Origin of the sequence: Asticcacaulis solisilvae (assembly GCF_052327315.1) — a bacterium.
Taxonomy (GTDB): Bacteria; Pseudomonadota; Alphaproteobacteria; order Caulobacterales; family Caulobacteraceae; genus Asticcacaulis; species Asticcacaulis solisilvae_B.
The window spans coordinates 3,370,529-3,394,056 of the sequence record NZ_CP166196.1 but is presented as its reverse complement, the minus strand read 5'-3'; the positions used below and the strand labels follow the sequence as shown (position 1 = coordinate 3,394,056).

The 23,528-nt window shown below is 64.4% G+C and carries 20 protein-coding genes; 18 read left to right on the top strand and 2 right to left on the bottom strand.

The window, feature by feature from the left end; genetic code table 11:
* From AB8717_RS16095 to AB8717_RS16010, 18 genes are all read left to right on the top strand, one after another.
* Nucleotides 1-501: a YbgC/FadM family acyl-CoA thioesterase gene (locus AB8717_RS16095; protein WP_443748331.1), complete on the top strand. Its 501-nt coding sequence runs from the start codon at nucleotides 1-3 to the stop codon at nucleotides 499-501.
* Nucleotides 502-645: 144 nt separating this feature from the next.
* Nucleotides 646-1,350: a MotA/TolQ/ExbB proton channel family protein gene (locus AB8717_RS16090; protein ID WP_443748330.1), complete on the top strand. Its 705-nt coding sequence runs from the start codon at nucleotides 646-648 to the stop codon at nucleotides 1,348-1,350.
* A 13-nt stretch (nucleotides 1,351-1,363) separates the two neighbouring features.
* A complete protein-coding gene (locus AB8717_RS16085) occupies nucleotides 1,364-1,849 on the top strand; it encodes an ExbD/TolR family protein (protein ID WP_443748329.1) in 486 nt (161 codons plus the stop codon).
* Nucleotides 1,849-2,751 (top strand): hypothetical protein, encoded by a 903-nt coding sequence (locus tag AB8717_RS16080; RefSeq protein ID WP_443748328.1) that lies wholly within the window; start codon nucleotides 1,849-1,851, stop codon nucleotides 2,749-2,751. Before AB8717_RS16085 ends, AB8717_RS16080 begins: the two co-directional genes overlap by 1 nt.
* Before the next feature lie 104 nt (nucleotides 2,752-2,855).
* The gene (gene tolB / locus AB8717_RS16075; RefSeq protein WP_443750908.1) at nucleotides 2,856-4,187 is read left to right on the top strand and encodes a Tol-Pal system beta propeller repeat protein TolB; all 1,332 of its coding nucleotides are present in this window, start codon (nucleotides 2,856-2,858) and stop codon (nucleotides 4,185-4,187) included.
* A 165-nt stretch (nucleotides 4,188-4,352) separates the two neighbouring features.
* Nucleotides 4,353-4,910 carry a peptidoglycan-associated lipoprotein Pal gene (gene pal, locus AB8717_RS16070; RefSeq protein WP_443748327.1) on the top strand — a complete coding sequence of 186 codons (558 nt, stop codon included), beginning with the start codon at nucleotides 4,353-4,355 and terminating at the stop codon, nucleotides 4,908-4,910.
* Nucleotides 4,911-5,099: 189 nt separating this feature from the next.
* The gene (locus tag AB8717_RS16065; protein ID WP_443748326.1) at nucleotides 5,100-6,038 is read left to right on the top strand and encodes a tetratricopeptide repeat protein; all 939 of its coding nucleotides are present in this window, start codon (nucleotides 5,100-5,102) and stop codon (nucleotides 6,036-6,038) included.
* Entirely contained in the window at nucleotides 6,026-7,270 is a 1,245-nt protein-coding gene (gene tilS / locus AB8717_RS16060; protein ID WP_443748325.1) for a tRNA lysidine(34) synthetase TilS, read from the top strand. Before AB8717_RS16065 ends, tilS begins: the two co-directional genes overlap by 13 nt.
* A gap of 182 nt (nucleotides 7,271-7,452) precedes the next feature.
* Nucleotides 7,453-9,336 (top strand): ATP-dependent zinc metalloprotease FtsH, encoded by a 1,884-nt coding sequence (ftsH, locus tag AB8717_RS16055; protein WP_443748324.1) that lies wholly within the window; start codon nucleotides 7,453-7,455, stop codon nucleotides 9,334-9,336.
* Nucleotides 9,337-9,613: 277 nt separating this feature from the next.
* A complete protein-coding gene (locus tag AB8717_RS16050) occupies nucleotides 9,614-10,555 on the top strand; it encodes a cell division protein FtsQ/DivIB (RefSeq protein WP_443748323.1) in 942 nt (313 codons plus the stop codon).
* Nucleotides 10,556-10,576: 21 nt separating this feature from the next.
* Complete coding sequence (ftsA, locus tag AB8717_RS16045; protein WP_443748322.1) at nucleotides 10,577-11,986, top strand: cell division protein FtsA; 1,410 nt, start codon at nucleotides 10,577-10,579, stop codon at nucleotides 11,984-11,986.
* Nucleotides 11,987-12,305: 319 nt separating this feature from the next.
* Complete coding sequence (gene ftsZ, locus AB8717_RS16040) at nucleotides 12,306-14,003, top strand: cell division protein FtsZ (protein ID WP_443748321.1); 1,698 nt, start codon at nucleotides 12,306-12,308, stop codon at nucleotides 14,001-14,003.
* Between the two features lie 148 nt (nucleotides 14,004-14,151).
* A complete protein-coding gene (lpxC, locus tag AB8717_RS16035; RefSeq protein WP_443748320.1) occupies nucleotides 14,152-15,045 on the top strand; it encodes a UDP-3-O-acyl-N-acetylglucosamine deacetylase in 894 nt (297 codons plus the stop codon).
* A 141-nt stretch (nucleotides 15,046-15,186) separates the two neighbouring features.
* The gene (locus tag AB8717_RS16030; protein WP_443750907.1) at nucleotides 15,187-16,029 is read left to right on the top strand and encodes an outer membrane protein assembly factor BamD; all 843 of its coding nucleotides are present in this window, start codon (nucleotides 15,187-15,189) and stop codon (nucleotides 16,027-16,029) included.
* A 121-nt stretch (nucleotides 16,030-16,150) separates the two neighbouring features.
* Entirely contained in the window at nucleotides 16,151-17,881 is a 1,731-nt protein-coding gene (recN, locus tag AB8717_RS16025; protein ID WP_443748319.1) for a DNA repair protein RecN, read from the top strand.
* Between the two features lie 20 nt (nucleotides 17,882-17,901).
* Nucleotides 17,902-18,156: a hypothetical protein gene (locus tag AB8717_RS16020; protein WP_443748318.1), complete on the top strand. Its 255-nt coding sequence runs from the start codon at nucleotides 17,902-17,904 to the stop codon at nucleotides 18,154-18,156.
* Between the two features lie 45 nt (nucleotides 18,157-18,201).
* Nucleotides 18,202-20,283: an NAD-dependent DNA ligase LigA gene (ligA, locus tag AB8717_RS16015; RefSeq protein ID WP_443748317.1), complete on the top strand. Its 2,082-nt coding sequence runs from the start codon at nucleotides 18,202-18,204 to the stop codon at nucleotides 20,281-20,283.
* A complete protein-coding gene (locus tag AB8717_RS16010) occupies nucleotides 20,280-21,014 on the top strand; it encodes an SDR family oxidoreductase (RefSeq protein ID WP_443748316.1) in 735 nt (244 codons plus the stop codon). Before ligA ends, AB8717_RS16010 begins: the two co-directional genes overlap by 4 nt.
* On the opposite strand, the gene AB8717_RS16005 is transcribed toward AB8717_RS16010, so the two are convergent.
* The gene (locus tag AB8717_RS16005) at nucleotides 21,011-22,858 is read right to left on the bottom strand and encodes an aminopeptidase P family protein (protein ID WP_443748315.1); all 1,848 of its coding nucleotides are present in this window, start codon (nucleotides 22,856-22,858) and stop codon (nucleotides 21,011-21,013) included. The two genes, AB8717_RS16010 and AB8717_RS16005, sit on opposite strands and share 4 nt — an antisense overlap.
* A gap of 77 nt (nucleotides 22,859-22,935) precedes the next feature.
* Nucleotides 22,936-23,436 (bottom strand): hypothetical protein, encoded by a 501-nt coding sequence (locus AB8717_RS16000; RefSeq protein ID WP_443748314.1) that lies wholly within the window; start codon nucleotides 23,434-23,436, stop codon nucleotides 22,936-22,938.
* Nucleotides 23,437-23,528: the final 92 nt, after the last annotated feature.

Sequence of the window (23,528 nt, the reverse complement as noted above, 5' to 3'; positions counted from 1 at the left end):
ATGAGTGAAATCGCTTCGCCTTCGGCCGTCTCGCCGGCCCTGTCCGGCCGGTTCGCCGACGACGGCCATGAAAGCTGGGTCCGCGTCTATTACGAAGACACGGATTTTTCGGGGGTCGTCTACCACGCCAACTACCTGCGCTATTTCGAGCGAGGGCGTTCGGACTTCCTGCGCATGGCGGGGATAAGCCATACCGAACTGGCGGTGTTGCCGGAGCCACTGGCCTTCGCCATCGCCCGGGTCGATGTCCGCTTTCACCGGCCGGCGCGCATCGACGACCTGATCCGCATCGTCACTCAACCGGCGACCGTCCGGGCGGCCTCCTTCTCGCTGACCCAGCGCGCGGAATGCGGCGGACACCTGCTGGCCGAAGCGATGGTCGAAGTCGTCTGCATCAATCTGGACAACCGGCCGCGCCGTCTGCCGAAAGACCTGGCGCACAAGGTGTCGCCGGAAGGCTGGCCGACCGGTGCTACGGGAAAAAACGACGGGTCGCCATAGAAATGTCGCGGAAACTGGTGCAGAGTGGCCCCGAATTCGGATTCACCTTTCCGGTTAACGATGTTAACAAATCGCCGGAATGGGCCATAAGTCCTTTGGGGGCCGCGCTCCGCGGCGTATCGTAAAACATATGAGGAGTGCGTTATGGACGCCAGTCATTCGTCTGCAGGCGCCTTGAACTTCATTCAGCTGTTCCTGCATGCCGACATCGTCGTCCAGGTGATCATGGGCGCGCTGGCGCTGGCGTCGCTCTGGTCGTGGGCGGTGATCATCCAGAAGACCTTTGCGCTGGGCCGCGTCAACAAGGAGGCCGACAGCTTCGAGGCGACGCTGGGGTCGGGCCGCGCGCTCGACGACATCGCCGCCGGCCTCGGCAACCATCCCAAGGAACCGTTCCAGAAACTGCTGGTCGTCGTGACCGGCGTCTGGCGCGACGCCAAGGGCCGGCCGCTGTCGGGCGCCTCGGGCGACATCCTGATCGCCCAGGCCGACCGTGAGCTCAACCACATCATTTCGGGCGAGGCGGACTCGATCGAAGAGGGCCTCAGCCTGCTGGCGGTCATCGCCACGGCGTCGCCCTTCATCGGCCTGTTCGGTACGGTCTGGGGCATCATGAACGCCTTCTCGGCGATCGCCAGCCAGGGCGACACCAACCTGACGACGGTGGCCCCAGCCATTTCCGAAGCGCTGTTCGCCACGGCCATGGGCCTGGGCGCGGCCATTCCGGCCTACATCGCCTTCAACCTGTTCAATGCCAAGGTGTCGCGCTTCGTGTCGCGCATGGAAGGTTTCGCCGACGAGCTGATGGTGTCGCTGACGCGCCGCATCGGCGACAAGGTCGCGAGCTGAGGGAGAGGGAACCATGGCTCTCGGAGGATCAGGTTCGGGTTCGGGCGGCCGCCGGCGGTCCAGCCGTCGTGGCCGGCGTGCCGCGTTGTCGGAAATCAACGTCACCCCGATGGTCGACGTCATGCTGGTGCTGCTGATCATCTTCATGATCTCGGCGCCGCTTTTGACGTCTGGCATCAAGATCCAGCTGCCCAAGACGGAGGCGGCCGCGCTCAAGGACGAGGGCGAGCCCGTCACCGTGTCGATCGACGAAAAGGGCGCGCTGTACGTCAAGGACGATCCCGCGACCTATGAGCAGCTGGCGCCGCGCCTGCTGGCCATGACCAGCGGCGATACGTCCAAGCCCATCTATGTCCGCGCCGCCGGCGCCGCGTCCTACGACACGGTGGCCAAGGTGATGGCCAAGCTGTCGACCTCGGGCTTCGTCAAGATCAATCTCCTGACCGAGACCATGGGCAAGACCGCCGCCGCCTCCAGCTCCAGTGCCGCCGCTCAGTAATGATCAGCACCGCCGACAGGTCCAGGAACAACAGATACGGGCTGCCGTTCATCGCGGCCCTGCTGCTGCACGTCGGCCTGGTTCTGCTGGCCTGGGTGTCGTGGGTGGCCGCGCCGAAACCGGCCGTGGTCGCCAGCGTGCCGGTGGAACTGGTGTCGCAGGTGCCGATGCACGAGCAGATGGAGACGCCGGTCGACAAGCTGGCGGTGAAGACCCCGACGCCGGAACCGGCGCCCGAGGAAACGCCCAAGCCGACGCCGCAGCCTGTGCCTGCGCCCAAGCTGCCCGTGCCGGCGCCGCAGAAGGAAGTGGTCAAGCCCGAGCCGGTCAAGACGCCGCCGGTAAAGCCGACCCCTGCGCCGCCGAAGCCCGTGGCCAAGGAAACGCCCGCGCCGCCCGACAAGAACGGCATGAAGAAGCCGCAGCCCGACACCAAGGCCAAGCCGGCCGAAAAGGCCGCGCCGCCGCCCAAGCCGTCGCTGGACCTCAATGCCCTGTCGCAGATCGCGGCCCAGCCGTCGAAGTCGCATACGCGCACCCCGGCCCAGGCCAATACCCACGCGACCAACGGTAATTCGAACTTCGGCGCGGCACCGGCTGATGCCGGCGCCCAGACCGCGCTGACGGCCCTGACCAAGCGGCTGCAGGGCCTGTGGAATCCGAGCTGCGACGTGCCGGGCTTCAACACCGTGCACCCGGACATCCGCTTCATGATTTCGCCGAACGGCCGCGTGGTCCAGGGACCTGAATGGGTCAACGGCCGCAAGGATCCGATCTGGGAAGCCGCCGCGTCGCGCGCCAAGAGCGCCGTCAAGCAGGGCGAGCTGTACGACGACCTGCCGAAAGAGCTTTATAACCAGTGGATAACCATCACCTTCGATGGTCATGGCGCCTGCAGCTGACCGGTGGCGAAATTCGCGCCATAAAAATGCACATAAGTGCATTTACGACGAGACTGAAACACAAGAGGACAAGACCCATGCCGACACCGCCCTCCGTCTTCCCGATGACCAAGCGCAGCCTGCTGGCCATGGCGGCGGGCACGGCCGGACTGATGGCGGCGCCTTCGGTCCTCGCGCAGGACAGCGGGCTGCACGGCACGGTCGACCAGGGCAATATCCAGCCGCTGCCGATCGCCATCGACATCACCTCGCCGGCCGACGCCCAGGGCAATTCGCTGGGCGCGCAGATTTCCAAGGTCGTGGCTGCCGACCTCGAACGTTCGGGCTATTTCAAGCCGATCGATCCCAACGCCTTCATCGACCATGAACTCGACGTGAAGGTCATGCCGAACTTCGACCACTGGCGCACGATCAACGCGCAATATCTGTCGAACGGCCAGGTGCGCACCGATGCGGACGGCCGGCTGGCGGTCGACTTCCAGCTGTGGGATGTCTTCGGCACCAAGGATCCCAAGGATGTGCTGATCAGCCAGACCATGACCGCGGCGCCGGAAAACTGGCGGCGCGTGGCCCACAAGATCGCCGACCTCATCTACGAAAAGCTGACCGGCCAGGACGGCTACTTCGACACCCGCATCGTCTTCGTCGCCGAAAGCGGCAAGCGCGGCGCCCGCGTCAAGCGCCTGGCCATCATGGACCAGGACGGTTTCGGCGCATCCTACCTGACCGACGGCTCGCTCAAGGTCATGACGCCGCGCTTTTCTGCGGACAGCCAACTGGTCGCCTACATGGCCCTGTCGGCGGATTCGGCGCGCATCTACATCTTCAATCTCGAGACCGGCCGCCAGGAATCGGTCGGCGAGGTCAAGGGCATGGCGTTCGCGCCGCGCTTTTCGCCCGATGGCTCCAAGCTGGCCTTCAGCGTGTCGCAGGCCGGCGCCACCAACATCTATGTCATGGACCTGTCGTCGAAACGCACGGCACGGCTGACCAGCGGCGCGGCCATCAACACCTCGCCGTCCTTCTCGCCCGACGGTTCGCAGATCGCCTTTACGTCAGACCGCGGCGGCAGCCCGCAAATCTACCTGATGGGCGCCGACGGCGGCAATGTCCGCCGCATCACCTTCGGCGGCGGCATCTATTCGACGCCGGTCTTCAGCCCCAAGGGCGACCTGATCGCCTTTACGAAACAGTCGGGCGGCCGCTTCTCGATCGGTGTCATGAAGCCCGACGGTTCGGGCGAAAAGCTTCTGACCTCGTCCTACCTGGAAGAGGGGCCGACCTGGGCGCCCAACGGCCGCTACATCATGTTCTTCCGCGAACCGCCGGGCGGTTCGCCGTCGCTGTGGATGGTCGAGGCGGGCGGGCGTATCGAACGGCCGGTTCCCTATACCGGCGGGGCGTCCGACCCGGCCTGGTCTCCCCTTTCGAAATAGGTGACGGGGACATTTTTTCGCTTGTGCAGCGATTTTAACACTTGTGTTTGACAAAAGCGAAATTGCATAAGAAGGTGAAAAGATTAACGCCTTTTGTGCATATTCCAGTCACAAAACTATGAGAAGGAACCCGGGCGAGGTTCCACCTTTGGTGAAGGATAAGATATGTCGATCAAGACCAAAACCGTTGTCAAAACGGCCCTTGTGGCCTTTGTTCTGACCTCTGTCGCTGCCTGTTCGGAAAAGCCGAAGCCCGTGGTCGAGGCCCCGCCGCCCCCCAAGGTGGCTGAGCAGGCTCCCCCGGCGCCTCCGCCCCCGGTACGTCCGGTCGAAACCGCGCCGGCCGGCATCGTTCCGGGCTCGCAGCAGGACTTTGTCGTCAATGTCGGCGACCGCGTCTATTTCGACACCGACCAGTCGTCGATCCGCACCGATGCGCAAGGCATCCTGAGCGCGCAAGCCGCCTGGCTGAACCGTTACCCGGCCGTCCGCATCCGTATCGAAGGCAATGCCGACGAACGCGGCACCCGTGAATACAACTTCGCGCTCGGCGCCCGCCGCGCCGAAGCCGTTTCGGAATTCCTGACCTCGAAGGGCGTCGATCCGTCGCGTGTCTCGACGATTTCCTACGGCAAGGAACAGCCGATCAACCCTGGCTCGGATGAAGACGCCTGGGCGGCCAACCGCAACGCGCACACCGCGCTGACCGCGGGCGCCAAGTAAGCGTTTCGCCAGAAAGTTTCAAAGCTCCCCGCTGTTGCGGGGGGCTTTTTCATGTTCAGTATGTGCGCGTGTAACGGTGGGGATTTACGTCTTATTTCAGCCCCGCTAAGGTGTTAGCCAGGACGGCGAAAATAGCTGATGCACCGGGACCGCCGTCCGGGGTGTTTGTTTGTAAGGCGGGGAGACATCATGCGGGACCATCGCTTGGGATATGGGCTGAGGATGAAGCTGGCGGCCGGTATGACCGGCCTGGCGTTGGTGGCGTCGCTGGGTGCGACGCTTTCGGCCAGTTTCGCGCCGACGTCGGCGCACGCGCAGCTGTTCAAGACGGACGACGACGAGGACGATCCCAACCAGAAGCCGACCGACAGCACGGTGTGGGACGCCAAGCGCCTGCAGAAGCTCGACCGCAATGTCCGCAAGCTGGAACGTTCCGTGGCGCGCGTCGAGAACAAGGCGGCGCCGCCGATCCTGATCGAGCCCGATCCGGAAGTCGTGGCGCTTCAGGCGACCGTCGATACCCTGTCGCGCAAGCTCGACCAGCACAATGCCACCATCACGCAACTGACGGCGCAACTCGAGGAATCGCAGCACCAGAACCAGGTGCTGCAAACCAAGCTCGATGCCCTGACAGCGCGCATGGACACCCTGACCAAGCGCGCAGACCTCAGTGAAGCGCACCTCAAGGACATCGATACGCAACTGGCGCCGCCGCCGCCGCCGCCGCCTTCGACCGGCGACGCGCAAAGCGATTTCGAGCGCGCTTTCAACCTGATGACCTCGGGCAAGACCGATGACGCCACGCGCGCCTTCGAATCCTTCACCACGACCTGGCCGGAAGCCGCGCAACTGCCGGAGGCCTGGTTCCGCCTCGGCCAGCTGCGCGCCATGAAGCAGGACAATGCCGGCGCCATCGCGGCCTATGCCACGGCGCTCAAGGGCTGGCCCAAGACTTCGTGGGCACCGGAAGCAACGGTTAAGCTGGCCAATGCCCTGGCCGACGCCAACCGTCCGACCGAGGCCTGCCAGGCCGTCGCGCAGTTCGACAAGCTCTATGCCAAGATGGCGACGACCGACTCGAAGGCCCTGGCCAAGACCGTCAAGGTTCGCGCCAAGTGCCCGGCCTGACGCACGCGCTGAAGGACGACTTCCTCCTTTTTGACCATTATCTCGACGGACGCGCCGACCACCCGGTCGGCGTTGCCGTTTCTGGCGGAGGCGATTCCGTCGCCCTGCTGTACAGGCTGGCCGAATGGGGCCGCCGCCCGCTTCATGTCTTCTGCGTCGACCACGGCATCAATCCGTTGAGCGGCCAGTGGACGGACAGCGCCGCGCGTCATGCCGAAGCGGCCGGCGCGGATTTCACGGCCTTGCGGTGGAGTGGCGAAAAGCCGGTCACCGGGCTGGCCGCCGCGGCGCGAACGGCGCGCCATGCCCTGCTGGCCGAAGCGGCGCGCCAGGCCGATATTCGCGTCCTGTGCCTGGCGCATACGGCTGACGATATTGCCGAGGCGCGGCTGATGCGGGCGCAGGGCTCGAGCGTGGGGGCGCCGGCCGTGTGGAGCCCGTCTCCGGCCTGGCCGCAGGGCCGCGACATTTTCCTGTTTCGTCCTCTGCTCCGGCAACGCCGGGACGACCTTCGGGCGTGGCTTCGCGGGCGGAATATCGGCTGGATCGAAGACCCGGCCAACGACAATCCGGCGTCCTTGCGGGCCCGTGCGCGCAAAGCCCTGGCCGGGCAGGCCGTGCCCGCGGACGTGACGCCGCGACCGGTCCGGCCCCATGTCATCATGGCGTCGCCGTTGGCTGATCTGGGGCTTCTGCCTTTTGATCCGAAAGACCTGCCGCACGAGGCCGCGCTCCGCCTTTTGTCGGCCGCCGCTGTCTGCGCGGGAGGGCGCGACCGTCTGCCGCGCCGGGACAGCCTGGAGCGCGCGCTTGAGGCGATCCGCTCAGGAAAGACCGCGACTTTGGCCGGCGCGCGCATCGAAAATAGCATGATTATCCGCGACTTCGGCGATATCGGCCGCAACGGACAGCCGGAACTGGCGCTCGAAGCCGGGCAGGAAACCGTGTGGGATGGCCGTTTCGTCCTTGAAACGCGCCGGGATGCGGTCGCCAGGCCTTCGGGAGCCGTAAGGTCTGCCCTGTCTGAGCGCGATCGCGCGGCGCTTTCAAGGCTTCCGGCGGTTCTGCGTACGGTGGTGCCGACAATCGACTTCGGCGAAGGCCCGCTTCTTGCTTGGCCTGGGACGGATGACCATTGTGGGACGGTGCGGAGCCGCTGTCTGGTCCTGCCGCGCTTTAATGCGGCGACCGGTGCGGTGACACGGGAAAGTGATCTTGCTACGGACGTATAAACGCCTGTAGCAAAACGTCACGACCCTCCCTATATCGCAAGGGCTGAACCGACACGTTATCCGGGGATTTATGCCCCGTTTGCGCGAAGGAAACGTTTCGCCGATTGGCGGGGCGGTGAAACGAGACTAACATTTTGAGCCGGCCGTGCTTTCGGCCGTCTGCTTTTGAGGATTGAACCTGCATGAACATGCGATCCCTCGCGATTATCGGCGTCGTTCTGGCTCTGCTGGTCGGGCTCTACATCATGGTGTCGGCGCACATGAACGTGTCGCCGCTGACCGGTACGCCCCCGAAGGACATCAACTATTCCGAGCTGATGCAACGGGTGAACGAGGGTCAGATCAAGGACCTGACCATCCATAACGACGACGCGCAGGGGACCTTTATCGACGGCAAGACCAAGTTCAAGGTCACTCTGCCGCCGTTTGAACATGCTGCCCTCGACAATGCGCTCGACGCCAAGAAGGTCGTTGTCCAGTACCAGTCCAACCGCACCTCACTGCTGATGAGCGTGATATCGACCCTTCTGCCGGTCATCCTGATCATCGGCATCTGGATCTTTTTCATGCGCCAGATGCAGGGCGGCGGCCGCGGCGCCATGGGCTTCGGCAAGTCGAAGGCCCGCCTTTTGACCGAGCACAAGAACCGCGTCACCTTCGCCGACGTCGCCGGTGTCGACGAGGCCAAGGAAGAGCTGCAGGAGGTCGTCGACTTCCTGAAGGATCCGTCGAAGTTCCAGAAGCTGGGCGGCAAGATCCCCAAGGGCGCGTTGCTGGTCGGTCCTCCGGGCACCGGCAAGACGCTGCTGGCCCGCGCCGTCGCGGGTGAGGCGGGCGTGCCCTTCTTCTCGATCTCGGGTTCGGACTTCGTGGAAATGTTCGTCGGCGTCGGCGCCTCGCGCGTCCGCGACATGTTCGACCAGGCCAAGAAGAATGCGCCGTGCATCATCTTCATCGATGAAATCGACGCTGTCGGCCGTCACCGCGGCGCCGGTCATGGCGGCGGCAACGACGAACGCGAGCAGACCCTCAACCAGCTGCTGGTCGAGATGGACGGCTTCGAAGCCAATGAAGGCATCATCATGATCGCCGCCACCAACCGTCCGGACGTGCTGGACTCGGCGCTGCTGCGTCCCGGCCGTTTCGACCGTCAGGTGACCGTCCCGAACCCCGACCTGATCGGCCGTGAATCGATCCTGCGCGTGCACATGAAGAATGTGCCGCTGGCCGTCGACGTCAATGTCAAGGTCATTGCGCGCGGTACGCCGGGCTTCTCGGGGGCCGACCTCGCCAACCTGGTCAACGAAGCGGCGCTGATGGCGGCGCGCAAGGATCGCAAGCTGGTCACCATGCGCGACTTCGAAGACGCCAAGGACAAGGTGTTGATGGGCGCCGAGCGCAAGTCGATGGCCATGTCCGAGGAAGAAAAGAAGCTGACGGCCTATCACGAGGGCGGCCACGCCATCATCGCGCTGAAGGTCCCAGAAGCCGATCCGGTGCACAAGGCGACGATCATTCCGCGCGGCCGTGCCCTGGGTATGGTCATGCAGCTGCCGGAAGGTGATCGTTATTCGCAGAACTTCACGCAGATGACGTCGCGCCTGGCCATTCTGATGGGGGGCCGCGTGGCGGAAGAGGTGATCTTCGGCAAGGACAAGATCACGTCCGGCGCGTCGTCCGACATCCAGCAGGCGACCCGCCTCGCCAAGGCCATGGTCACGCGCTGGGGCTATTCGGAGACGCTGGGCCTGGTCAACTACAAGGACTCGGAAGACGAGTACGGCGCCCTGGGCCGCGATACGTCCGAAGCGACGGCCCAGAAGATTGACGATGAGATCAAGCGCCTGGTCCAGGCCGGTTACGACGAAGCCAAGCGCCTGCTGATCGAGAACCTCGAAGGCCTGCATCGCCTGGCCAAGGTCCTGCTTGAACTCGAAACCCTGACGGGCGACGAGATCGTCAAGGTGCTGAACGGCGAGGAGATCAAGCGCGACGAAGCGACTGGCGTCGCCGTCGAGCTGTCGTCGAACGTGGCGGTGCCGGAAACGGAAGTCGCGGCGGAATAGTTACCTGAGCGATCTTTCAGAAAATGCGAAACGGGCAGGTGCGATCCTGCCCGTTTTTGTTTTCTTTACAGCGGTTTATGCTCAATTGCAGCGCGGGGAATGGTTCCCGAACCCTTAAACGAATCGCATTTCGTTATGAGATTGTTAAGGACGTTGGGCGTTTTATGCGGTCCTAATTTTTCAACTAAAAGCCGTCTCTCCGCCCGTCCGAACGACGTCGCGGCGGGCCGGCGTTCCGATGCTTTCGTCGGAACGAGACGTGATCGTGGAGAATGCCATGCCGGCTGTCGTACGTGGAGGCAGGCGACAAGCAGACAAGGCCGCCGAAACGCCGAAGGCGCCGGGCGGCGCCAAACCGGCCGGCAAGGGCGGCGGCCGCGCGCGGGGCGCTGCGCGTAAAGGCGCCAAGCCGGCGGGCAAGTACCAGGTCATCGGTTCGGTCGCCGTGCCGACCGAGGTTACGGCATGGTTCGCCGTCCTGATGGTGCTGGCCCTGCTGACCGTCATTCTCGCCACCGGCAATCGCGCCCAGACGCTCGGCGGCGCTGTCGTCAGCTTCGCAGATCATCGTATTTCCAGCCTTGGCATCAATGTGCAGAACGTCCGCCTGGAAGGCGTCGTCAACACCGATCCGGCATGGTCGGACATCACCAAGGCGCTCGATGTCCATCGCGGCGACCCGCTGGCGCTCATGGACCTGAACGCCGTGCAGAAGTCGGTCGAGAATGTCGGCTGGGTCAAGCAGGCCACCGTCCGCCGCCAGTTTCCCGACCTGCTGGTCGTCACCATCGTGCAGCGTCCGCGGCTGGCGGTGTGGCAATACCAGGGCAAGGACACCGTCATCGACGATCAGGGCCAGGTCATCCCGGAAGCCCACGCCGTCAACTTCCTCAACCTGCCGCTGGTCGTCGGCGAGGGGGCCAATGAATCGGCGGCCGATATCCTTGAGCTGATGAACGCCCGCCCCGCCCTGATGCAGAAGACCTACGCCCTGGTGCGCGTGAATACGCGGCGCTGGGACATCCACCTGAAGAACGGCGCCATCATCAAGCTGCCGGCGCTGAACCAGGATCAGGCCATGTCGCGTCTCGACATGCTGATGGGCCAGCATCGCGTACTTGACCAGGGCTTCGCCGAAATCGACCTGCTGGACCCCAACGCGCTTCAGGTCGTGCCGCTCGACAGCCATTCCGCCGCCCAATCCGCCCCTTCGCTTTAACAATCCCTCCCCAGATTGCTAATGTCCCGTTTTGAAGATCGCCAGCACGCCAAGTTCCAGGCGACCCGCACAAGCCGGCAACCGGCTGCCCCCGTCATGCCGGCCGCACGCACAGGCGCGGCCGCCGAGGCGCTGGCGGCCGTCCGCCCGGTCATCGCCTCGGGCCTGATCGCCTCGCTCGACCTCGGCGCGTCGAAGATCGGCTGCTTCATCATGCGTCCCGAAGGCGCGCGCCAGTCCGACCAGTCGATCCGCGTCGCCGGTGTCGGCTATGTGCAGTCGCGCGGCATCCGCGCCGGCGCCATCATCGACATGGAAGCGGCCTCGCAGGCCATTGCCCAGGCCGTAGAGCGCGCCGAAGCCATGGCCAATGTCTCGATCCAGGGCGTGCGCGTCACCATCCCGGGCGCGCAGACGGCATCGCACCGCGTGTCGGCGCAGGTCTCGCTGGGCCTGAAGCCGATTTCCGACGACGACCTGAACCGCGCCATTGCGTCGGCCCTTGCACAGGTCCGCTTCCCCAACCGCCGCGCCATCCACCTGCTGCCGGTGGCGTGGAGCGTCGACGACCAGGCGGGCGTGCGCGACCCGCGCGGCCTCAATGGCCGGGCGCTGGGCCTGGAGCTTCTGGTCGTCACGATCGATGAGAATGTCTTCAACAACATCCTGCAATGCGTCGGCCTGGCGCACCTGGAAGTCCAGGCCATCGTGTCGGCGCCGCTGGCCGCCGCCGTGGCCGCGCTGGAAGAAGACGAAAAAGAACTGGGCTGCATCTGCATCGATATGGGTGCGTCCTCGACGACGGCGGCCATCTTCGCCAATGGTTGCCTGATCCATGTCGACTGCCTGAACGTCGGCGGCAGCCACGTCACGGCCGACATCGCGCGCGGCCTGTCGACGACCCTGGCGGGCGCCGAGCGCCTCAAGACCCTGCACGGATCGGCGATCGCGTCGGCCAACGAGGACCGCGAGACGGTCGAGGCGCCGCCGCGCGGCGACGACCGCGGCGGCGCGCCGATCGTGGTGCCGCGCTCGATCCTTAAAGGCATCATCGCGCCGCGCGTCGAAGAAACGTTCGAGCTGCTGCGCGAAAAGATCAAGGCGTCGGGCGTGCAGATCGAGCCGGGCGCCGGCATCGTCCTGACCGGCGGCGCCTCGCAACTGGCGGGCGTGCGTGAACTGGCCGTGCGCGTCTTCGACCGCCCGGTGCGTCTCGGCCGCCCCATGCGCGTGCCGCATCTGGGCGATGCGGCGGCCGGCCCGTCTTTCGCCGCCACCGCCGGCGTTATCCTGCGCACGCTTTACGGCCCGCGTGACGTGGTTCAGGTCAAGCGCATCATGACGGCGAAGATCGGCCCCAAGGACGCGCCCTCGGCCGGCCAGGGCGGACTTATCCAGCGCATTATCGGCTGGCTCCAGTCTAACCTGTAGCCGCATACCGGGAAATAAGGTCATTTCGTGGCCGGTATTTCCATCCGATCCCGACACGTCATATAAGGCGTCAAGACAATTGGATTCCCGACGATTCACAAGGTGTCTGCCGAAGGTCACACTTTGGTAATCTTTGTTAAAAAATCTTATCAAACCGGGTTCAAAAACGCCCGACTCAAGCTATCGGGTAACCAATCGTTAAGGATATTTGATGTCTCATGCTTCTCTGCTAAGAGGGATGAGAATCGTCCTCTTTTGTCGCCCGAGACCCTGAAGAGCGGCCGGGACGAAGAAGATTGGAAAGGTTGGTCCGGAAGTCATGGCTATTTCTCTTTCAGCGCCGCGTACCCAGGAGCTCAAGCCGCGTATCGTCGTGTTCGGCGTCGGCGGGGCAGGGGGCAACGCGGTCAATAACATGATCGAGGCCGGCCTCGAGGGCGTGGAGTTCGTCGTCGCCAATACCGACGCGCAGCAGCTTCAGTTCTCGCGTACCGAGCGCCGCATCCAGCTCGGCGTCGGTGTCACCATGGGTCTGGGCGCGGGCGCTCATCCCGAGGTCGGCATGACGGCCGCCGAAGAATCCTCCGGTGAGATCAACGAGCACCTCGACGGCGCCCACATGGTCTTCATCACCGCCGGCATGGGCGGCGGCACCGGCACCGGCGCCGCGCCGATCATCGCCAAGTGCGCACGCGAACGCGGCATACTGACCGTCGGCGTCGTGACCAAGCCCTTCACTTTCGAAGGCCGTCACCGCATGCGCCTGGCCGATGCCGGCATCGCCGAGCTGCAGCGCTATGTCGACACCCTGATCGTCATTCCGAACCAGAACCTGTTCCGTATCGCCAACGAGCGCACGACCTTCGCTGAAGCCTTCGGCATGGCCGACCAGGTGCTGCACGCCGGCGTCCGTTCGATCACCGACCTGATGGTCCTGCCGGGCCTGATCAATCTCGACTTCGCCGACGTCCGTTCGGTCATGTCCGACATGGGCAAGGCGATGATGGGCACGGGCGAGGCTTCGGGCGAGGACCGTGCGCTGCTGGCGGCCCAGAACGCCATCCAGAACCCGCTGCTCGACGAGACGACGCTCAAGGGCGCCAAGGCCGTGCTGGTCAACGTCACCGGCGGCCTCGACATGACGCTGCACGAAGTCGACGAAGCGGCCAACGCCATCTCGTCGGAAGTCGATCCGGAAGCCAATATCATCTTCGGCGCCGCCTTCGATCCGACGCTGGAAGGCAAGCTGCGCGTGTCGGTGGTGGCCACCGGCATGGACGGCGTCGCCTTGCAGACCCCGCTGAACACGCCCGTCAAGGCGCAAACCCCGCCGCCGACCTTCGGCCTGGGTTATGGTTCGCGTACCGAGCAACAAGCCGCCGCGCCGCAACCGGCCGCGGCGGCTGCTCCGGTCGCACCGGCCGCTGAACGTATCGCTCCGGCAGCTCCGATCCCCGCCGCTCCGCGCTCCAGCCTGTTCGAGGCGCCCGTCGCCCAGGCGCCTGCGCCGCAGCCCGCCCCGGAACCGGCTCCCGTCGTCGAAGAGCCGCGCATTGTCGCCAAGATCGTCGATCCGATGGTCAGCGAAGACGTGGCGCCCGTGGCCGAAGCCCCCGCGCCGGCCGTGACGCCTGCGCCGCAGCCTGCGATTTCGCGTCCGCAGATCACCCGTCCGACCTATCCGCAACCGCAGACTTCGGCGCCTGCCGCGCCTGCGCCTCAACCCCAGGTCCAGCGTCCGGTGGCCCAGCCGCCGCGCCTGTCGACCGAGGAAGAGGGCCGCGAGTCCTTCTGGCGTGGCCTGTTTCCGCAGCGTCAGCGCAATGACTTCACGCCGCTGAACCCGACGCAGGCGGCCGCCCCCTCTGCCGGTCAGCCCGACGACGAGGCCGATCGCTATACGCCGGCACCGGCGCGCGGCACGGCCCAGCCCGCTTCACGTCCGGTCGAACAGCCCTCCATGGATACGGAGGACGACCTGGAAATCCCTTCTTTCTTAAGGCGCCTCGCTAACTGAAGACAGGAAGCAAGCGTTACAAACGGAAATAGAAGTTCGTTTGTTATCCGGCGCCAAAAATCATAGAGTTAATGCGGGAACAGTATTGTTCCCGCATTTTTTTTATGCCCAGGCCAATGGGGGCGGGGCAAGGCGCAGGTTTAGCCACATGGTAACCGATCAGAACGAACAGACCCTGGCGCGCGCTGCTATCATCGCGGGCATCGGCCTCCACACGGGTGTCCCCGTGCGTATGGTCGTGCGTCCCGCGCCCGCCGGCGCCGGCGTCGTTTTCGTCCGCTCGGACGTCAGCGACCGCGACAATCGCGTTGCCGCCTTGGCTCACAACGTCACCCAGACCCGTCTTGGCACCGTCATCACCAATGCCGACGGCGTTTCCGTTTCGACCATCGAACACGTCATGGCCGCCTTCGCCGCCATGGGCATCGACAACGTCTATGCCGAACTCGACGGTCCGGAAGTGCCGATCATGGACGGCTCGTCGCTGCCCTTCGTGCAGATCCTGGACCAGGCGGGTTTCCGCCGCCAGTTCACGCCGCAGCGCGCCATCGAAATCCTGAAGCCGATCGAAGTCGTCGAAGACGACAAGCGCGCCGTGCTGCTGCCGTGCGACCGCTTCGAAGTGCGCTTCGAAATCGACTTCCCGGGCAGCCCGATCGGCCATCAGGCGGTCGACCTGGTCATCACCGAAGAGTCCTTCCGTGAAGAACTGGCCGCTGCCCGCACCTTTGGCTTCCTGCAAGGCGTGGAAGCCCTGCGCGCGGCGGGCCTGGCCCGCGGCGGCTCGCTCGACAACGCCATCGTCATCGACGGCGACCGCATCCTCAACGAAGGCGGCCTGCGTTTTGCCGACGAATTCGTTCGCCACAAGGCGCTCGACGCCATCGGTGACCTGTACGTCCTGGGCATGCCGATCCTTGGCCGTTTTGAAGGAATTCGGGCCGGACACGGCCTTAATAATGCCCTTGTTCGTGCCCTACTGTCCGCGCCGGATGCCTACCGTATCGTCGTGAAAGGCGCCGACCTCGCAGAGGCCGGTTAATTCACGGTTGGCGCGGGCTCTGCCCTCGTGTAGATATCCATCTGACTTCACAAGACGGCGATGCGCCGGTTCACCGGCGACAGGGAAGAGGGTTATTGCGTGCGAGCTTCGCGGCTTTTCAAGATCTCCGCTACGGTATTGATGCTGGGTGTGGCTTCGGTCGCCACCTTAAGCGGCTGCGCCGGTAAACCCAAGGTCCGGCATCTCGTCTACGAAGAGCGCCCGGTCGAACTGCTTTATTCGACGGGCATGGAGCGCCTCGACGAAAAGTCCTGGACGGACGCCGTCCAGTATTTCGAAGAAGTGCAGCGCCAGCATCCCTATTCCGAATGGTCGCGCCGCGCCATCATCATGTCGATCTACGCCAACTATATGGGCGATCGCTACGATGAAGCCTCGACGGCCGCCGACCAGTTCATCCATCTCTATCCAGGCAGCGAACTGACGCCTTACGCCTACTATATGAAGGCCATCTGCGCCTTCGAACAGATCGTCGATGTCGGCCGCGACCAGGGCTATACGACGACGGCGCAGGGCCTGCTCAACGACGTCGTCCGCCGCTATCCCGACAGCGAGTATGCGCGCGATGCCCGTGTCAAGCTTGACATGGTCGCCGACCAGCTGGCCGGCAAGGAAATGGAAATCGGCCGCTGGTACCTGACCGAAAACCAGCCCCTGGCCGCCATCGGCCGTTTCAAGACCGTCGTCGGCGACTACCAGACGACCAGCCATACGCCTGAGGCGCTGTATCGCCTGGTCGAGGCCAATGAAATGCTGGGCCTGCACGACGAAGCCGTGCGTGACGGCGCCGTGCTGGGCTATAACTATCCGGGCGACCGCTGGTATTCGGCTGCCTACAAGCTGCTGACCACCAAGGGTTCCAAGCCGGCCGTCATGCCCGATCCCAAGGGCAAGAAGGGGCCTGACGCCCCGGACGCCAAGAAGAAGAGCTGGTTCAGCATGAAAAAGCCCGAAGCAAAATAAGGCTTTAGGCGTAACACACGAAAATGTTCGCGAAATGTTCTTGTCGTGTCGCGGGATATGGGTTCTAATGGGGCGTTCGCGAGTCATCGCGGGCGCCCCATTTGCATTCGGATAATGCCGCATGTTGACCCGCCTCACCATTTCCGACGTCGTCCTTGTCGATCGGCTCGACCTCGACATTCGCCAGGGCCTGAGTGTCCTGACCGGCGAAACGGGGGCGGGGAAATCCATCCTGCTTGACAGCCTGGGTCTGGCGACCGGGGCACGCGCCGATGCCGGCCTGATCCGGTCTGGTGCAAACCAGGCTTCGGTGACGGCCGAATTCGACCTGGCGCCGAACCACGGCGTCTATGATTTCCTCGAAGACAAGGGGCTGGCACTCGAATCGGGCGAGGCGCTTCTGTTGCGCCGCGTCGTGACGCGTGACGGCCGGTCAAAGGCCTTTGTCAACGATCAGCCGGTCAGCGTCGCCGTGCTGAAGGCGCTTGGTGACAGCCTGCTCGAAGTCCACGGTCAGCATGAAACGGTCGGCCTGCTCGATTCGCGCGCCCATCAAGGCATGCTCGACACCTATGGCGGCTGCGCGGCGGAACTGGCGCGCGTGTCGGAAACCTGGAAGGCGCTCAAGACGCTGAAGGACGAACACCGTGATCTGGTCAAGCGCGCGCAAAGCGACAAGGCCGAACTGGAAGTGATGACGGCGCGGTTGCAGGAACTCGACCGTTTGAATCCCGAACCCGATGAGGAGGCAAGTCTGGCGTCGGAACGCGCCCTGCTGGGCGCGGGCGAACGCGCATTGGAAGACATTACCGAGGCGCGCGATGCCGTCGGTGGCGATCAGCTGTCGCAGCGCCTGGTGAAGGCGTTCCGCGCGCTCGATCACGCCCGGACCCGCGCCATGCAGGCCGGCGCCACCAGCGAGGACGAGGTGTTGAAGCGGTTGACGGCGGCGGCGGACGCGCTCGACCGCACCCTGATTGCCGCGGATGAGGCGCTGGCTCTGATGGACCAGGCGGCGGACAGCCTCGATATCGAACCGGGCCAACTCGACCGCGTGGAAGAACGTTTGTTCGCTATTCGCGCCATGGCGCGCAAACTGGGCGTGCTGGTCGAAGACCTCCCCAGGGAGCGGACACGCATCGCCAAGGCCTTGAGTGAAATCGAGGATCTGGATCAGCACCTGGCGCGCCTCGATCGCGAGATTCATGCGGCACAAGTAGCGTTTACGGCGGCCGTTGAGGCTCTTCGCCTGAAGCGTCAGGCCGCCGGCGAAACCCTGGCGGCGGCGGTGATGGCGGAACTGGTGCCGTTGAAGCTGGACAAGGCGCGCTTCCGGGTGGCGATCAAGGCGCTTGAGCCGGAGCGTTATGGCGCCGGCGGCGGTGACGCTGTCAGCTTCGAGGTTAAGACCAATCCCGGCGCCGAATGGGGTGGGCTTGCGGTTATCGCTTCGGGCGGTGAACTGGCGCGCTTTGCCCTGGCGCTCAAGGCGGCGCTTTCGACACGCGGCGGCGTGGGGGCTGCATCGCCTGTCATGATTTTCGACGAAGTCGACCAAGGGGTCGGCGGCGCGGTTGCCGATGCCGTGGGCTTGCGGTTGAAGCGCCTGGCCGAGCAGTCGCAAGTCATCGTGGTGACGCATTCGCCGCAGGTAGCGGCGCGCGGCGACCAGCATCTGAAAGTATCCAAAGCCGTCTATAGCATCGACGGCGCGGAAAGCGTAAAATCGACGGTGCAGCAGCTCGACGAAGCCCAGACGCTCGAAGAACTGGCGCGCATGCTGGCCGGTGCCGAAATCACGCCGGAAGCGCGCGCGGCGGCGCAAAGGCTGAGGGCCGCTGAGTTGGCTTAGACTCCTTTTGGAGAGGTGCGATGAAACGTCTCGTCCTGCTTGCTCTTCAGTTTACCGTCGTTGTCGCGGCGGTGGCCGGCGGATTTGCCGCCAACGATCTTTACGGCAAGGGCATCGCCTATGCCGACACGCAGTGGTTCCGTCAGGATCTGGATGGTTACGCCCGGATCGGCCTGGCGGCCGGCGGGCTCTTTGTCCTGGTCGTCATCTGCTATCACCTGACCAGGAAGGGGCTCGACGACCGGCCGGACCCTTTCGACACTGACAAGCTTTGACGACTGTGGCAGTAGAGCTATCAGACTGATTTGGGGATGCCTTGAATGACCTTGGACGATGCGCGTGCGCTTCACGACGAACTGGCCGCGCAGGTCAAATATCATCGCGATCTCTATTACCGTGAAGAGACACCGGAACTGACCGACGCCGAATACGATGCGCTGGAAAGGCGTCTGCGTGCGCTTGAGGAAGATTTTCCCGAACTGAAGACGGCTGACAGCCCGACGGCTACCGTCGGCGCGCCGATCTCGGAAAAGTTCTCGGCCGTCGTTCACGGCGTGCCCATGCTGTCGCTCGACAACGCTTTCGACGCCGAAGACGTGGCCGATTTCGAGAAGAGCCTGAAGCGCTTTTTGAAACTGTCCGACGAAGACGTTGTCGCCTATACGGCCGAGCCCAAGATCGACGGCCTGTCCTGCAACATCCTCTATGTGAACGGCGAACTGACGCGTGCGGCGACGCGCGGTGACGGCACGACCGGTGAGGACATCACCGAAAACGTCAAGACGATCAAAGGCATCCCGCACCATCTGCAAGGTTCTGGATTTCCGGAACGGATAGAAATTCGCGGTGAGGTCTACTATCCGCTTTCCGAATTCGCTGAAATGAATGCGAAGGCGGCGGCAGACGGCGGCAAGGTCTTCGCCAATCCACGTAATGCCGCGTCGGGCGCCTTGCGCCAGCTCGACGCCTCGATCACGGCGTCACGGCCCCTGCGTTTCTTCGCCTATGCCTGGGGCGAGGTCAGCGATCCCAACTTCACCACAACGCAATCGGGCGCGCTCGATTGCTTCCGCGCCTGGGGCTTCCAGGTCAATCCGAATTCCACTCGCGTTGAAGGCGCGGCGGGCCTGATGGATGTCTATGACCGCATCCAGAAGGACCGCTCGCACCTCGGCTACGATATCGACGGCGTGGTCTATAAGGTTGACCGCCTCGACTGGCAGCGGCGTCTGGGCTTCGTGTCGCGCTCGCCGCGTTGGGCGATCGCGCACAAGTTTCCCGCCGAGCAGGCGCTGACGCGGCTGCTGGGCATCGACATCCAGGTCGGCCGTATCGGCACCCTGACACCTGTCGGGCGGCTGGAACCCGTCAATGTCGGCGGCGTCGTGGTGACCAATGTGACGTTGCACAATGCCGACGAGATCGCGCGCAAGGATATCCGCATCGGCGACATGGTCCGCGTGCAGCGCGCCGGCGACGTTATTCCGCAGGTCGTCGGCGTCGAGCTGTCCGAACGTCCGGAAGGGACGGCGGAGTATGAATTCCCGACCGTCTGCATCTGTCCGCTGAAGACTGAGGTGGTGCGCGAATCGACCGCCGGCGGCGCCGAAGGCGTGGCGCGGCGCTGTTCCGGTGACCAGGCGTGCCCGTACCAGCGTGTCGAATACCTGAAATACGTCGTCAGCCGCCGCGTCCTCGACGTCGAAGGCCTTGGCGAAAAGCAGCTTCAGAAGTTCTATGAGGACGGGCTGATCCAGGAGCCGGCTGACATATTCACGCTGGAAGCCCGCGACGCGACCAATCTGAAAAAGCTGAAGGATCGCGAAGGTATGGGCGATCTCAGCGTCAAGAACCTGTTCGCCTCGATCGAGGCCCGCCGCGATCTGCCGCTCGATCGTTTCATCGCGGCCCTCGGTATCAAGCACGTCGGCGAAACGACAGCCAAGCTTCTGGCGCGCGCATTCGGGTCGGAAGAGGCCTTCCGCACCACGGTGACCGCGGCGGCGGAAGGCGACGAAGAGGCGCGCGACGCGATCGAGCATTTCGACCAGATCGGCCCGGTCGTCGCCAATTCGGTCATAAGCTACTTCGCCCATCCTTATCAGCGCGCCATCTACGACCGCTTCCTGGCGCAGGTCCGTGTCAAGGACGCCGAGGTGGTCGCAGCCGACTCCAACGTTTCCGGAAAAGTCATAGTGTTCACCGGCTCGCTGGAAAAGCTTACGCGTGACGAAGCCAAGGCGCAGGCGGAACGGCTGGGCGCCAAGGTGTCGGGCTCGGTGTCGAAGAAGACCGATATCGTCGTCGCCGGGCCGGGCGCGGGCTCCAAGCTTAAGACCGCCACCGAACTCGGCATCATGGTCCTGACGGAGGACCAGTGGCTGGAGATGATCGGCGCATGAGGCCGGTTGCCGTCGTCACCGGTGCAGGTAGCGGTATCGGCCGCGCTGTCGCCATAGCGCTCGAACAGGCGGGCTTTGCAGTCGTGCTGGCCGGCCGCCGCCGTGAGGCCCTGGAAGCGACGGCGGCGCTCGGCCGCGACATGCATGTCGTCGTCGCCGACGTCACCGATGCCAAGGCCGTCGCCGGCCTGTTCGACCAGGCGGCCGACCTCGGTCGCGTCGCGTTATTGTTCAACAATGCCGGAATGAATGTCGCAGCCGCACCGCTCGATACCGTGCCGCCAGCCGATATCCATACCCTGATCGCCACCAATGTCACCGGCGCCATGCTGTGCGCGCGCGAAGCCATGCGCGTGATGAAGACGCAGTCGCCCCAAGGCGGGCGCATCGTCAATAACGGCTCGGTGTCGGCCTATGCGCCGCGCCTGCACGCCACTGCCTACACAGTCAGCAAGCACGCCATGACGGGCCTGACCAAGGCGCTGATCCTGGAAGGCCGGCCGTTCGGCATCTCGTGCGGCCAGATCGATATCGGCAATACGGTCACCGACATGTCTGAACGCATGGATGCGGGTGTGCTTCAGGCTGACGGCGAAACGCGGACGGAACCGCGCTTCGATGTGGAACACGTGGCGCGAACGGTCGTGCACATGGCGACCCTGCCGCCCGAAGCCAATATCTCGTTTGTCACGATCATGGCGTCGAACATGCCGCTCTACGGCCGCGGTTAGAGCGGCGCGCAGACCGTCTCAAGCCAGGCGCGGACCTCGGCCGAAACCAGCGGGCCGACCCGTTTCACCACCTCGGCATGATACCAGTCCATATAGGCGCGCTCTTGCGGTGTCAGCAGCGATACGTCGATCAGGTCGCGATCGATCGGCGCCCAGGTCAGGTTTTCGAAGCCGTGCATGGCGCGTTCGCCGCCCCTCGGAATGACAGCCCCTGTGACGAACTGCAGGTTCTCGATGCGGATGCCGAAATCGTTCTCCTTGTAGAAGCCGGGCTCGTTCGACACGATCATGCCGGTTTGCAGGGCATACCGGTTGAGCGCCTTGGAAATGCGCTGGGGGCCTTCGTGGACGCCGAGATAGACACCGACGCCGTGGCCGGTGCCGTGGTCGTAGTCGAAGCCTTCCGCCCACAGGAATTGTCGCGCCAGGATATCGAGGTGCGTGCCGGTCGTGCCGGCCGGGAACTTCACCGTCGCCAGGGCGATATGGCCTTTCAGCACCAGGGTGAACATGCGCCTGTGTTCAGGCGTCGGCGTGCCGATCGCCATGGTGCGCGTCACATCGGTCGTGCCGTCGACATACTGCCCGCCGGAATCGACCAGGAGGAGGTTGCCGCGTTTGATTGCGATATTGCTGTTGGTGTTGACGCGGTAATGCGGCAAGGCGCCGTGCGGTCCGAAACCGGAAATGGTGTCGAAGCTGAGGTCCTTGAGCTCGGCGCCGGTGCCGAGGCCGTCGACACGCAGCGACTCGAGCTTCTGCGCCACGTCGATTTCGGTCGGCAGCGTGTCCTGCGCCTCGGTCGCCACCCAGTGCAGGAAGGTCGACAGGATTGCGCCATCGCGGATATGCGCGGCCTTGGTGCCGGCGATTTCGGTGGCGTTCTTGCAGGCGCGGGGAAGCAGGCACGGATCGTCGGCTGTCACCGGCGTGGCGCCCGCGGCGCGGATGGCTTCCAGCCAGAAGGCCGACGACGTATTGGCGTCGATCAGCACCGACTTGCCGCTTAAGGCGGACATGCTTGCTGCGATCTCATCCGGAGTCTTAACCGACACCTCGTTGCCCAGCCATTCCAGCAGGCCGTCGCTGACCTTGCCGGCTTCGATGAACAGCTCGGCCGAGCCGTCGTTCTTCAGGATGGTCTGGCCAAGCGGCAGGGGCGAGCGAATAACGTCGCCGCCGCGGATATTGAACAGCCAGGCCAGGGACGACGGCGCCGTCACCATGGCGGCAGCGACGCCATTGGCGCGCAGGGAGCCGGCTATGGCGCCGCGCTTGTCGGCGGACGCCAGGCCCGCCTGGGCGAGCGGCTGCGGGACGATGCCGGCCATGGGCTGGGTGGGACGCGCCGGGCCCCAGGCGATATCGAGCGGATTGGGCGACACCGGGACCAGCTTCACCTTTGCTCCGGCCGCCGCCGTGCCCAGGCGCGTCAGGGCGTCCGGCGTGACCAGGCGCGGGTCGTAGCCGACGACGGCGCCGGCCGGCAGGCTGGCGATTTCGTCGCTGAGCGCCGTGCCGTGGAAGTCCTTGACCTCGAAGACGGCGGGATCGGTCTGTTCGCGCGATTGCAGGGTATAGCGGCCGTCGGCATAGAGGACGGCGCGGTGTTGCAGGATGATGGCGGCGCCCGCCGAGCCGGTAAAGCCCGACACCCAGGCCAGGCGCTCATTGGCGTCGGGCAGGTATTCGTTCTGGTGCTCGTCCTCATGCGGCACGATAAAGCCGTCCAGGCCCAGCTTGGTCATTTCCCCCCTTAGAGCCGCGACATTGACGGCGCCTTGCGAGGGATGGGTCGTGACGTCGTAGGTCTGGAAGACGGGGCGGGCGGAATCGGCGGTCATGGCGGACCCTCAAGGCAAAAGGCGGTGGTTACACATATAACCACCGCCTCGCCAAAATCTACAGGTTTGACCCCACCTTATTCGAACTGAATCTTGGTGATGTAATAGGGCTTGTAGGCGTCGGCCTGGCCCTGGAACAGGACGGTGTCGATGGTCGTATTGACGCCGCCGATGTCCTTCAGATTGATTTCCGCCGGCTGCCACATCTTGGGCTTCAGCGGCGCCATGATCGCGTTCGAATCGATCATCTTGTCACCGGTCTTCAGCTTGACGGCGAGGGACTGGCCGCCGTCGAGACCGCCGTTGATAAAGAAGGTCAGCTTTGTGTATCCGGCCGTCGAGAACGGATCGTGGTGCAGGGCCAGGGCGCTCCACGCGCCGCCCTCGACCTTGATGGGCTTGACCTGCCCGGCCGGCACCGACAGCTCGACCGTGGCCCAGCTCCAGTTCTGCCAACCATTCTTCAATTCGTCGTCATAAACGACCATGGGCGCCGGCTTGTCGGCGGCGCGGGCGCCAAACGCCAGGGCGCCGGTCATTCCGGCGGCGGACGCAATAAGGCTGCGGCGTGAAATCATAGGCTACTCTCCCTGTTTACAAGTGCCCGGACCTGATTGTCCGGGCTTTCTTATTTTTGATTTCGTTATTTCATGCGCCAAAAACGACGAAA